The organism is Escherichia sp. MOD1-EC7003 (genome assembly GCF_002965065.1).
Taxonomy (GTDB): Bacteria; Pseudomonadota; Gammaproteobacteria; order Enterobacterales; family Enterobacteriaceae; genus Escherichia.
The window spans coordinates 72543-84883 of sequence record NZ_PTRE01000025.1 but is presented as its reverse complement, the minus strand read 5'-3'; the positions used below and the strand labels follow the sequence as shown (position 1 = coordinate 84883).

Genomic DNA, 12341 nt, shown 5'->3' with positions numbered 1-12341 from the left:
TTGCGCTTAACATTTCTTGCTTTTCTTCTTTTTCACCAGTACATTTTTCAAGGGTGATTGTAAAAGCAAACGGTGACAGTATAGTTCTGCTTAAATAGTCTGCTCTTATACACGTCTGCAAGGCACTACTTCTTATAAGCACATTACCATTAGTAGAAGGCAGTAACTGAAACTCCTGAGATAACGAATTATCATCACAGGTATTATGTATCACCCCGTTTTTAAAGGCCTCCATGCAAGTCCCTTGGGCAACATTAACAAATTTCACTGTACCGGCATCTTTACCATCCACAACCTTCCAGTTTCGATTTTCCCCAAAACTTACTGAATCAAATGGAGCATATCCCCAGAGCCAGTTACGAACAGGTCTGGCCCAAACCGTAAGTAACGCCCCCCCAGTACTCATTATTGAAACTTCAGGAAAATCAGTGCGGTTGCTCCCAGATGTTGATGATACACCGTTTGAAGCCACCGGCCTCCCCGGCCCCGGAATTCCGACTAATTCTATATTTTTTCCCGGAGGGGAAGGTGAATCACCTATTCCATTGGAACATCCGGTTATTAAAAAAGAGCACAAAAATGCAATCAATTTTTTATTCATGATGTTTCTCCTCTGCACCCCTTCTTTTCTTATAAGAAAACAGAAACAACAAATCAATATGATTTTTTATCAATCGCATTAATCAGAATATATAATCACATCATAACAAACAACATTACTATAACGTTCGTTAATATCCCATGAGTTACAAAAATTAACTTCCCTCATGTTACCGCCTGGTTTATTTTATATGTTTGCTGTAAGTCTCGATATTGTTATGGTGATTAATATCTTTTCATCTTATTTTTTAATGTTTATCTTAATGAGTTACTCTCAGATAAAAATCAATATCCCCAGTAGTATGGCCCACTCTTCAATATCCATAACGACCAGTTCGTTATCAATGCCAAACTCTCATATTGAACCCAGTTCCCCCATTGTATTCAACGTACCTTTCATCTCACTCTGACGAAGATAAATACATCGTTGGCAATGCGCTCCATACTGCTGATTTTATCCTCAAGAATCAGCTCACATCCTGCACAGTTCTATGCATTACGTTGTAGATCGGTGTTCTGGTCATTTGTTGATACGCGTACATAGCCAATAAGCATGGTGGAGCCCTCTGACAAAAGCAGGAATGATGCCATTTGCTCGTTATTTCTGCACTTTCATAAACCGTAGTTATAGAAACTTGAGGGCTATATTTTGCTTATTGAATATGCTATAGATAAAGATATAAAAAAGATTATGCATATCGATAGCATACCGAACAGAGCAAAATGTAAGGGACGATTTATCTCTGACTCTGATATATATATCAATGCTAACATTGATGAGTTTTAATTTACCAGGTGAATAGTTTTGTAAAATTTATCACAACAGGTTATTCATTTATTAAAAATGAGCATTCTCATACACAGGGAGATCACATAGTGACCATCCAATCATATTCGTTGTTACTAATTTAGAGAGGCTATAAAAATGTCAAGAAATGATGACATGGTAAAAGCAGGTTTTGAAAATACATTAAACTATGCCTGTGCCACAAAAAACTCAAACAATATTAGAAACTATTTAAAAAATATCAAGTCAACTATTTTAAATAAAAAGTGCAGCTATTTTGGAACACCTTTACATATTGCCTGTGAAGATGGCAATTTGGATATTGTAAAAATGCTCGTAGAAGCTGGAGCTGATTTGAATATCCGTAATACAGTCCAAGAAACGCCTTTTCTTTGGGCTTTACATCATAAGCATGAAAATATTGCATCATACTTACTTGAAAATGGAGCAAATATTCATGCAGTAGGCTGTAAAAAGGAATCAGCATTATTCATTTCAGCAGAAAAGTGTTCAGGCAGGATGACACAATTTTTGATTGATCAAGGATTAGATGTTAATCAACTTGCATCTGCTAAAATGAATGCTTTAGATTGGACAACTAGCTCTGGAAATGTTGAGGGGGCTAAGGTTTTAATAGAAAACGGTATAGATATAGATTATATAACTCCTGCTTTTTGGTGGGCATGTAGACGCAATCATAGAGATTTAGCCGCTTTCTTGTTAAGTAAAGGAGCGGATATTTCTTGTGTTTACAAAGACAAATGCGAACTTTTGATTTATATTTGCTTTAACGAGTATGCTGATGTTATTAAATTACTAACAGATAACAATGTTGATTTTGGAATTAAAGTAAAGTACAACAAAAACTTTATCAAATTTGATGGTTCGCCTTTGGAAAGATCAATTGAATTAAATCAGGAAAAAATAGTGGAAATTATAAATTCAATTCAGTGAAGAGAAACAAAGACAATTCATTGAATATTATGAATGAATTAAAGCCACTGCGGGTGATGAACTGATTCTTTTTTTCAGTCATACGCTGCCGGGTATAACGGATTCTCTGGCATCCCGAATAAACGATCACTTTCAGGTACTCAAACCTGCGTCTTGAGGTTTATTGAGTATATTCGTAATTTCATGTCATATCTGACCTGCTATAACGGGGCAGATAATATGTTTAGTTTACTAACGGTCATTTTGCAGTGAAGCCATTCACTTTTACTGTTTTTTATCGACCAGTTAATCTGTTCTCAGAGGGCAATTCCAACCTAACCTGTTGCTTTAACTATTAATTTATTTTTCACTTTGTTTTAATACCTCACATTAAATATTACTAATTTGTTGTTTTCGATCACAATAAGAAAACAATATGACGCTTTTGTGCGCATTTTTCAGAAATGTAGATATTTTTAGATTATGGCTACGAAATAAACATCGCCATGTCACCCTACATCTCATAAGAGGATCGCTTCTGATGAATGCACTGACCGCCGTACACACCAACGCTGTCGATTCAGGCCAGGACTATAGCGGATTCACCCTCACCCCGTCGGCGCAATCCCCGCGTCTGCTGGAACTCACCTTCACCGAACAGACGACCAGACAGTTTCTCGAACAGGTTGCCGAGTGGCCCGTGCAGGCGCTGGAGTACAAATCGTTTCTGCGTTTTCGGGTGGGCAAAATTCTCGACGATCTGTGTGCGAATCAGCTGCAACCGCTGCTGTTGAAGACGCTGTTAAATCGTGCTGAAGGTGCGCTGTTGATCAATGCGGTGGGTGTCGATGATGTCGCGCAGGCCGATGAGATGGTGAAACTGGCAACGGCGGTAGCGCATCTGATTGGTCGCTCCAATTTCGACGCGATGAGCGGTCAGTACTACGCGCGTTTTGTGGTGAAAAATGTCGATAACTCAGATAGCTATCTGCGTCAGCCGCACCGCGTGATGGAATTGCACAACGACGGCACCTACGTCGAAGAGATCACCGATTACGTGCTGATGATGAAAATCGACGAGCAGAACATGCAGGGTGGCAACTCACTGCTGCTGCATCTCGATGACTGGGAACATCTGGACCACTATTTCCACCACTCGCTGGCGCGCCGCCCAATGCGTTTTGCCGCGCCGCCGAGCAAAAACGTCAGCAAAGATGTCTTCCATCCGGTGTTCGATGTCGACCAGCAGGGTCGCCCGGTGATGCGTTATATCGACCAGTTCGTTCAGCCAAAAGATTTTGAAGAAGGTGTGTGGTTGAGCGCGCTTTCGGACGCCATTGAAACCAGCAAGAACATTCTTTCTGTACCCGTTCCCGTTGGCAAATTCCTGTTGATTAACAATCTGTTCTGGCTGCACGGTCGCGACCGCTTTATCGCGCATCCGGATCTGCGTCGTGAACTGATGCGCCAGCGTGGCTACTTCGCTTACGCCACTAACCACTACCAGACGCATCAGTAAGCGCAAAGGAATTGAGCGGATGTATGATTTTGTGATTATTGGCGGCGGCATTATCGGCATGTCTACCGCCATGCAACTGATTGATGTCTATCCGGACGCCAGCATTGCATTACTGGAAAAAGAGTCCGGACCGGCCTGTCATCAGACGGGCCACAACAGCGGCGTGATCCATGCCGGGGTCTATTACACACCCGGCAGCCTGAAAGCGCAGTTTTGCCTGGCGGGGAATCGCGCCACCAAAGCCTTTTGCGATCAAAACGGCATCCGTTATGACAACTGCGGCAAAATGCTGGTCGCCACCTCCGATCTCGAAATAGAACGGATGCGCGGGTTGTGGGAGCGCACGGCGGCAAACAGTATTGAGCGCGAGTGGTTAAACGCCGACGAGCTGCGCGAGCGCGAACCAAATATCACCGGACTCAGCGGCATTTTTGTCCCTTCCAGCGGCATTGTCAGCTATCGTGAAATCACAGCGGCAATGGCAAAAATCTTTCAGGCCAGAGGCGGCGAGATTATTTATAACGCTGAAGTCAGCGGCCTCAATGAGCATAAAAACGGCGTGACGATCCGTACCCGTCAGGGCGGTGAGTATCAAGCGTCAACGCTGATTAGCTGCTCCGGACTAATGGCTGATCGGCTGGTGAAAATGCTTGGCCTTGAACCAGGCTTTATTATCTGCCCGTTTCGCGGCGAGTATTTTCGCCTTGCGCCAGAGCATAACCAGATTGTTAACCACCTGATTTACCCCATTCCCGACCCGGCAATGCCATTTTTGGGTGTTCATCTTACCCGCATGATCGACGGCAGCGTGACCGTCGGGCCAAACGCGGTGCTGGCTTTCAAACGCGAAGGCTATCGCAAGCGCGATTTCTCGTTTAGCGACACGCTGGAGATATTGAGTTCCTCGGGGATTCGCCGGGTGCTGCAAAACCATCTACGCTCAGGACTGGGCGAGATGAAAAACTCGCTGTGCAAAAGCGGCTATCTGCGACTGGTGCAAAAGTATTGTCCCCGGCTTTCGTTAAGCGATCTCCAGCCCTGGCCCGCCGGTGTGCGGGCGCAGGCGGTATCGCCGGACGGCAAGCTGATTGACGATTTTCTGTTTGTCACCACCCCGCGCACGATCCACACCTGCAATGCGCCCTCCCCGGCAGCGACATCAGCAATTCCTATTGGTGCGCATATTGTCAGCAAGGTACAAACGCTGTTGGCAAGCCAGAGTAACCCCGGACGCACGCTGCGAGCGGCACGTAGTGTGGATGCCTTACACGCCGCGTTTAATCAATAACCTTTGAAAACAGGATGTAGCGATGAAACTTACCGACAGTAACTTATTCCGTCAGCAGGCGTTGATTAACGGGGAATGGCTGGACGCCAACAATGGCGAGGTCATCGACGTCACTAATCCGGCGAACGGCGACAAGCTGGGTAGCGTGCCGAAAATGGGCGCTGATGAAACCCGTACGGCTATCGACGCCGCCAACCGCGCCCTGCCCGCCTGGCGTGCGCTCACCGCCAAAGAACGCGCCACCATTCTGCGCAACTGGTTCAATTTGATGATGGAGCATCAGGACGATTTAGCGCGCCTGATGACCCTCGAACAGGGCAAACCGCTGGCTGAAGCGAAAGGCGAAATCAGCTACGCCGCCTCCTTTATTGAGTGGTTTGCCGAAGAAGGCAAACGTATTTATGGCGACACCATTCCTGGTCATCAGGCCGATAAACGCTTGATTGTTATTAAGCAGCCGATTGGCGTTACCGCCGCCATCACGCCGTGGAACTTCCCGGCGGCGATGATTACCCGCAAAGCCGGTCCGGCGCTGGCGGCAGGCTGCACGATGGTGCTGAAGCCCGCCAGTCAGACGCCGTTCTCTGCGCTGGCGCTGGCAGAGCTGGCGATCCGCGCAGGCATTCCGGCTGGCGTATTTAACGTGGTCACCGGTTCGGCGGGCGCAGTGGGTAACGAACTGACCAGCAACCCGCTGGTGCGCAAGCTGTCATTTACCGGCTCGACCGAAATTGGCCGCCAGTTAATGGCACAGTGCGCGAAAGACATCAAAAAAGTGTCGCTGGAGCTGGGCGGTAACGCGCCGTTTATCGTCTTTGATGATGCCGATCTCGATAAAGCCGTGGAAGGTGCGCTGGCCTCGAAATTCCGCAACGCCGGGCAAACCTGCGTCTGCGCCAACCGTTTATACGTACAGGACGGCGTGTATGACCGCTTTGCCGAAAAATTGCAGCAGGCGGTGAGCAAACTGCACATCGGCGACGGGCTGGATAAAGGCGTCACCATCGGGCCGCTGATCGATGAAAAAGCGGTGGCAAAAGTGGAAGAGCATATTGCCGATGCGCTGGAGAAAGGCGCGCGCGTGGTTTGCGGTGGTAAAGCGCACGAACGCGGCGGCAACTTCTTCCAGCCGACCATTCTGGTGGACGTTCCGGCCGACGCCAAAGTGTCGAAAGAAGAGACGTTCGGCCCCCTCGCCCCGCTATTCCGCTTTAAAGATGAAGCTGATGTGATTGCGCAGGCCAATGATACCGAATTTGGCCTTGCCGCCTATTTCTACGCCCGTGATTTAAGCCGCGTCTTCCGCGTGGGCGAGGCGCTGGAATACGGCATCGTCGGCATCAATACCGGCATTATTTCCAATGAAGTCGCCCCGTTCGGCGGTATCAAAGCCTCGGGCCTGGGTCGTGAAGGTTCGAAGTATGGCATCGAAGATTACTTAGAAATCAAATATATGTGCATCGGTCTTTAACTGGAGAACGCGAATGAGCAGCAATAAAGAGTTAATGCAGCGCCGCAGTCAGGCGATTCCCCGTGGCGTTGGGCAAATTCACCCGATTTTCGCTGACCGTGCGGAAAACTGCCGGGTGTGGGACGTTGAAGGCCGTGAGTATCTTGATTTCGCGGGCGGGATTGCGGTGCTCAATACCGGGCACCTGCATCCGAAAGTGGTTGCGGCAGTGGAAGCGCAGTTGAAAAAACTGTCGCATACCTGCTTTCAGGTGCTGGCTTACGAGCCGTATCTGGAGTTGTGCGAGATTATGAATCAGAAGGTGCCGGGCGATTTCGCCAAAAAAACGCTGCTGGTGACGACGGGTTCCGAAGCGGTGGAAAACGCGGTGAAAATCGCCCGCGCCGCCACCAAACGCAGCGGGACCATCGCCTTTAGCGGCGCGTACCACGGGCGTACGCACTACACGCTGGCGCTGACCGGCAAGGTGAATCCGTACTCTGCGGGGATGGGCCTGATGCCGGGCCATGTTTATCGTGCGCTTTATCCTTGTCCGCTGCACGGCATCAGCGAGGATGACGCGATCGCCAGTATCCACCGAATCTTCAAAAATGACGCGGCGCCGGAAGATATCGCCGCCATCGTCATTGAACCCGTTCAGGGCGAAGGCGGTTTTTATGCCGCGACACCAGCTTTCATGCAACGTTTACGCGCACTGTGCGATGAGCACGGGATCATGTTGATTGCCGATGAAGTGCAGAGCGGCGCGGGACGTACCGGCACGCTGTTTGCGATGGAGCAGATGGGCGTTGCGCCGGATCTCACCACCTTTGCGAAATCGATCGCGGGCGGCTTCCCGCTGGCGGGCGTCACCGGGCGCGCGGAAGTGATGGATGCTGTCGCACCGGGCGGCCTGGGCGGCACCTATGCGGGTAACCCGATTGCCTGCGTCGCGGCGCTGGAAGTGTTGAAGGTGTTCGAGCAGGAAAATCTGCTGCAAAAAGCCAACGACCTGGGGCAAAAGCTGAAAGACGGGTTATTGGCGATCGCCGAAAAACACCCGGAGATTGGCGATGTACGCGGACTGGGGGCGATGATCGCCATCGAGCTGTTTGAGGATGGCGATCACAGCAAACCGGATGCCAAACTCACCGCCGAGATCGTGGCGCGCGCCCGCGATAAGGGCCTGATTCTTCTCTCCTGCGGCCCGTATTACAACGTGCTGCGCATCCTTGTACCGCTCACCATAGAAGACGCTCAGATTCGTCAGGGTCTGGAGATCATCGGCCAGTGTTTTGATGAAGCGAAGCAGTAGCACCGTACCATGCCGGAGGCGACGCTGCGCGTCTTGTCCGGCCTACAAAATGGACCTGTAGGTCGGATAAGGCGTTTACGCCGCATCCGACAATCGGCGCACGAATGCCGGAGGCGACGCTACGCGTCTTGTCCGGCCTACAAAATGGACCTGTAGGTCGGATAAGGCGTTTACGCCGCATCCGACAATCGGCGCACGAATGCCGGAGGCGACGCCACGCTTCTTGTCCGGCCTACAAAATGGACCTGTAGGTCGGATAAGGCGTTTACGCCGCATCCGACAATCAGCGCAGGAATGCCGGAGGCGACGCTACGCGTCTTGTCCGGCCTACGAAATGAACCTGTAGGTCGGATAAGGCGTTTACGCCGCATCCGACAATCGGCGCACGAATGCCGGAGGCGACGCTGCGCGTCTTGTCCGGCCTACAAAATGAACCTGTAGGTCGGATAAGGCGTTTACGCCGCATCCGACAATCAGCGCACGAATGCCGGAGGCGACGCTGTGCGTCTTGTCCGGCCTACGAAATGGACCTGTAGGTCGGATAAGGCGTTTACGCCGCATCCGACAATCAGCGCACTCATGCCGGAGGCGACGCTGCGCGTCTTGTCCGGCCTACGAAATGAACATGCAGCTCGGATAAGGCGTTTACGCCGCATCCGACAATCAGCGCACTCATGCCGGAGGCGACGCTACGCGTCTTGTCCGGCCTACGAAATGAATCTGTAGGTCGGATAAGGCGTTTACGCCGCATCCGACAGTCGGCGCACGAATGCCGGAGGCAACGCTGCGCGTCTTGTCCGGCCTACGAAATGAACATGCAGCTCGGATAAGGCGTTTACGCCGCATCCGACAATCAGCGCACGAATGCCGGAGGCGACGCTGCGCGTCTTGTCCGGCCTACGAAATGGACCTGTAGGTCGGATAAGGCGTTTACGCCGCATCCGACAATCAGCGCACGAATGCCGGAGGCGACGCTGCGCGTCTTGTCCGGCCTACAGAATGAACCTGTAGGTCGGATAAGGCGTTTACGCCGCATCCGACAATCGACGCAGGAATGCCGGAGGCGACGCTGCACGTCTTGTCCGGCCTACGAAATGGACCTGTAGGTCGGATAAGGCGTTTACGCCGCATCCGACAATCAGCGCACGAATGCCGGAGGCGACGCTGCGCGTCTTGTCCGGCCTACGAAATGAACCTGTAGGTCGGATAAGGCGTTTACGCCGCATCCGACAATCGGTGCACGAATGCCGAAGGCGACGCTGTGCGTCTTGTCCGGCCTAAGAAATGAATCTGTAGGTCGGATAAGACGTTTACGCCGCATCCGACAATCGACGCACGAATGCCGGAGGCGACGCTGCGCGTCTTGTCCGGCCTACAAAATGGACCTGTAGGTCGGATAAGGCGTTTACGCCGCATCCGACAATCGGCGCACGAATGCCGGAGGCGACGCTGCACGTCTTGTCCGGCCTACGAAATGAACATGCAGGTCGGATAAGGCGGAGCCGCTCTCCGGCAAAAAGAATCAATAACCATTATACGCGTGACCCGACGCGGGAAATGTCGGGGCGCTCTCCCAAGTGACACACTTTCGAGAGGATTCAGGATGGGGCAATCATCGCAATCACATGAGTTAGGCGGCGGGCTGAAATCACGCCACGTCACCATGTTATCTATTGCCGGTGTTATCGGCGCAAGTCTGTTTGTTGGTTCCAGCGTCGCCATCGCCGAAGCGGGACCGGCTGTATTGCTGGCCTATCTGTTCGCCGGATTACTGGTGGTTATGATTATGCGAATGCTGGCAGAAATGGCGGTTGCCACGCCCGATACCGGTTCGTTTTCCACCTATGCCGACAAAGCCATTGGTCGCTGGGCGGGCTATACCATCGGCTGGCTGTACTGGTGGTTTTGGGTACTGGTGATCCCACTGGAAGCCAACATCGCCGCCATGATCCTACACTCCTGGGTTCCTGGCATTCCCATCTGGTTATTTTCCCTCGTCATTACCCTCGCCTTAACCGGCAGCAATTTATTAAGCGTCAAAAACTACGGCGAATTTGAGTTCTGGCTGGCGCTGTGCAAAGTCATCGCTATTCTGGCGTTTATTTTCCTTGGTGCAGTAGCAATCAGCGGTTTTTACCCATATGCCGACGTGAGCGGTATTTCAAGATTATGGGATAGCGGCGGCTTTATGCCGAACGGCTTCGGCGCGGTATTAAGCGCGATGCTGATCACCATGTTCTCGTTTATGGGCGCAGAAATTGTCACTATTGCGGCAGCGGAATCCGACACGCCAGAAAAACACATTGTCCGCGCCACTAACTCGGTTATCTGGCGTATTTCTATCTTCTATTTGTGCTCTATTTTCGTCGTCGTTGCGTTAATACCGTGGAATATGCCTGGGCTGAAAGCTGTCGGTTCTTATCGCTCGGTGCTGGAATTACTCAATATTCCCCACGCGAAATTAATCATGGACTGCGTGATATTGCTTTCCGTAACCAGTTGCCTGAACTCGGCTCTGTATACCGCATCAAGGATGCTCTACTCCTTAAGCCGTCGCGGTGATGCACCCGCGGTAATGGGGAAAATCAACCGTAACAAAACACCGTATGTGGCGGTCTTACTCTCGACCGGCGCGGCGTTCTTAACGGTGGTAGTGAACTATTACGCACCAGCGAAAGTGTTTAAATTCCTCATCGACAGCTCCGGTGCTATCGCCCTGCTGGTTTATTTAGTCATCGCCGTTTCACAATTGCGGATGCGCAAAATTCTGCGAGCAAAAGGAAGCGAAATTCGCCTGCGGATGTGGCTTTATCCGTGGCTCACCTGGCTGGTCATTGGCTTTATTACCTTTGTGTTGGTAGTCATGTTATTCCGTCCGGCGCAACAATTAGAAGTAATCGCTACCAGCTTATTAGCGATAGGAATTATCTGTACCGTGCCAATTATGGCGCACTGGAACAAGCTGATATTGTGGCAAAAAACGCCCGTTCATAACACGCGCTGATAATGATCAGGAGTCACACCATGACCATTACGTCTCTGGATGGCTATCGCTGGCTGAAGAACGATATTATTCGCGGCAATTTTCATCCGGATGAAAAATTACGGATGAGTTTGCTGACATCGCGTTATGCACTTGGCGTTGGGCCGTTGCGGGAAGCGCTTTCGCAACTGGTGGCAGAACAACTGGTCACGGTGGTAAACCAAAAAGGGTATCGGGTGGCCTCTATGTCAGTGCAGCAACTGCTCGATATTTTCGACGCCCGCGCCAATATGGAAGCAATGCTGGTCAGTCTGGCGATTGCCCGCGGTGGTGATGAGTGGGAGGCAGATGTTCTCGCAAAAGCGCATCTGCTCAGTAAGCTTGAAGCCTGTGACGCCAGTGAGAAAATGCTTGATGAGTGGGATTTGCGTCATCAGGCGTTTCATACTGCAATTGTGGCGGGCTGTGGTTCTCACTATTTGCTGCAAATGCGTGAACGGTTATTTGATCTGGCGGCGCGTTATCGATTCATCTGGCTGCGGCGAACGGTACTTTCTGTGGAAATGCTGGAAGATAAATACGATCAGCACCAGACCCTGACGGCGGCGGTACTGGCGCGGGATACCACACGCGCCAGTGAGTTAATGCGCCAACATTTACTGACGCCAATTCCCATTATCCAGCAGGCGATGGCAGGTAATTAACTACTCTTCAGGAATACGCAACACTTGCCCCGGGTAAATTCTATCCGGGCTTTTTAGCATCGGTTTATTCGCTTCGAAGATTTTATTGTAGAGACTGGCGTTACCGTAGACCTGTTTGGAAATGGCACTCAGAGTGTCGCCAGATTTAACGGTATAAAACTGGCTGGCAGTGGCTGGCGTCGCGGTGTTTACCTGATCATCGACACTGGCAATACCGGAAATATTCCCCACCGCAACAAGGATTTTCTCTTTCGCCTCCTGACTTAAGCCGTCACCAGTGACCGTCGCTTTGCCGTCGACAATTTGAATATTCACTTTATCGGCATCAGGTATACCGGTTTTGTTCAGATGCTCCTGCACCTTCTTCGCTTGATCGTCTTTATCGTGCTGACCTGTAACCGCGTCCCAGAGTTTTTCTCCGGCATCTTTCACAAAATTGAACAGACCCATAGTTACCTCATTTGTTAAAGGAAACACTCAGAAAGTGTAGCAGAGGAACGCGGCGCGTTAACGTTGCAGGGGTAAGCACAGGTTTAATCGCGGGTTTGCACCCAGAACGCGTGAATCAAACCGGGGATATACCCAAGCAGTGTCAGCAGAATATTAATAATGAACGCCCAACCGAACCCTTTACCGAGCAGCACGCCGAGCGGCGGCAGAATGATGGTGATGACGATTCTCCAGAAACCCATATGTACTCCCTATAAGAAAATTACTCATTGTTTAAAAAGAGATTTTATCTCTTAAGCATAGTGATTTTAG

General features: G+C 50.5%; 10 protein-coding genes and 1 pseudogene. 7 read left to right on the top strand and 4 right to left on the bottom strand.

Annotated features, from left to right (window positions below; translation table 11 throughout):
• Together A7090_RS04125 and A7090_RS26415 are read right to left on the bottom strand one after the other, a co-directional pair.
• The coding region (locus tag A7090_RS04125) for a cytolethal distending toxin subunit A/C (RefSeq protein WP_105273142.1) at positions 1–601 on the bottom strand (601 nt) is incomplete at its 3' end.
• Positions 602–1092: 491 nt separating this feature from the next.
• Positions 1093–1155: pseudogene (locus A7090_RS26415) on the bottom strand (hypothetical protein); the annotation flags it as partial.
• Positions 1156–1525: 370 nt separating this feature from the next.
• Between A7090_RS26415 and A7090_RS04120 the strand changes: the two are divergent.
• The 7 genes from A7090_RS04120 to csiR all read left to right on the top strand — a co-directional run bounded on the left by A7090_RS04120 (position 1526) and on the right by csiR (position 11579).
• On the top strand, positions 1526–2341 hold the full coding sequence (locus A7090_RS04120; protein ID WP_105273140.1) for an ankyrin repeat domain-containing protein: 816 nt from the start codon (positions 1526–1528) through the stop codon (positions 2339–2341).
• Positions 2342–2861: 520 nt separating this feature from the next.
• Positions 2862–3839, top strand: a complete 978-nt coding sequence (gene glaH, locus A7090_RS04115; RefSeq protein ID WP_105273139.1) for a glutarate dioxygenase GlaH — start codon at positions 2862–2864, stop codon at positions 3837–3839.
• Between the two features lie 19 nt (positions 3840–3858).
• Positions 3859–5127 (top strand): L-2-hydroxyglutarate oxidase, encoded by a 1269-nt coding sequence (lhgO, locus tag A7090_RS04110; protein WP_105273138.1) that lies wholly within the window; start codon positions 3859–3861, stop codon positions 5125–5127.
• Positions 5128–5149: 22 nt separating this feature from the next.
• Entirely contained in the window at positions 5150–6598 is a 1449-nt protein-coding gene (gene gabD / locus A7090_RS04105) for an NADP-dependent succinate-semialdehyde dehydrogenase (protein WP_105273137.1), read from the top strand.
• A 13-nt stretch (positions 6599–6611) separates the two neighbouring features.
• Positions 6612–7892, top strand: coding sequence for a 4-aminobutyrate--2-oxoglutarate transaminase (gene gabT / locus A7090_RS04100; RefSeq protein ID WP_105273136.1), 1281 nt, complete (start codon positions 6612–6614; stop codon positions 7890–7892).
• A gap of 1603 nt (positions 7893–9495) precedes the next feature.
• Positions 9496–10896, top strand: a complete 1401-nt coding sequence (gene gabP / locus A7090_RS04095; protein WP_105273135.1) for a GABA permease — start codon at positions 9496–9498, stop codon at positions 10894–10896.
• Between the two features lie 20 nt (positions 10897–10916).
• Entirely contained in the window at positions 10917–11579 is a 663-nt protein-coding gene (gene csiR, locus A7090_RS04090) for a DNA-binding transcriptional regulator CsiR (RefSeq protein WP_105273134.1), read from the top strand.
• Here csiR and kbp read toward each other — a convergent pair whose 3' ends face one another.
• Both kbp and A7090_RS04080 read right to left on the bottom strand, forming a co-directional pair.
• Positions 11580–12029, bottom strand: coding sequence for a potassium binding protein Kbp (gene kbp, locus A7090_RS04085; protein ID WP_105273133.1), 450 nt, complete (start codon positions 12027–12029; stop codon positions 11580–11582). It lies immediately after the preceding gene.
• Positions 12030–12112: 83 nt separating this feature from the next.
• Entirely contained in the window at positions 12113–12271 is a 159-nt protein-coding gene (locus A7090_RS04080; RefSeq protein WP_000508177.1) for a YqaE/Pmp3 family membrane protein, read from the bottom strand.
• Positions 12272–12341: the final 70 nt, after the last annotated feature.

Excerpts from the sequence above, each read along its gene's own strand:
- csiR (WP_105273134.1), top strand. The coding sequence starts at position 10,917 with ATGACCATTACGTCTCTGGATGGCTATCGCTGGCTGAAGAACGATATT.
- A7090_RS04120 (WP_105273140.1), top strand. The coding sequence starts at position 1,526 with ATGTCAAGAAATGATGACATGGTAAAAGCAGGTTTTGAAAATACATTA.
- glaH (WP_105273139.1), top strand. The coding sequence starts at position 2,862 with ATGAATGCACTGACCGCCGTACACACCAACGCTGTCGATTCAGGCCAG.
- gabD (WP_105273137.1), top strand. The coding sequence starts at position 5,150 with ATGAAACTTACCGACAGTAACTTATTCCGTCAGCAGGCGTTGATTAAC.
- A7090_RS04080 (WP_000508177.1), bottom strand. The coding sequence starts at position 12,271 with ATGGGTTTCTGGAGAATCGTCATCACCATCATTCTGCCGCCGCTCGGC.
- gabP (WP_105273135.1), top strand. The coding sequence starts at position 9,496 with ATGGGGCAATCATCGCAATCACATGAGTTAGGCGGCGGGCTGAAATCA.
- lhgO (WP_105273138.1), top strand. The coding sequence starts at position 3,859 with ATGTATGATTTTGTGATTATTGGCGGCGGCATTATCGGCATGTCTACC.
- gabT (WP_105273136.1), top strand. The coding sequence starts at position 6,612 with ATGAGCAGCAATAAAGAGTTAATGCAGCGCCGCAGTCAGGCGATTCCC.
- kbp (WP_105273133.1), bottom strand. The coding sequence starts at position 12,029 with ATGGGTCTGTTCAATTTTGTGAAAGATGCCGGAGAAAAACTCTGGGAC.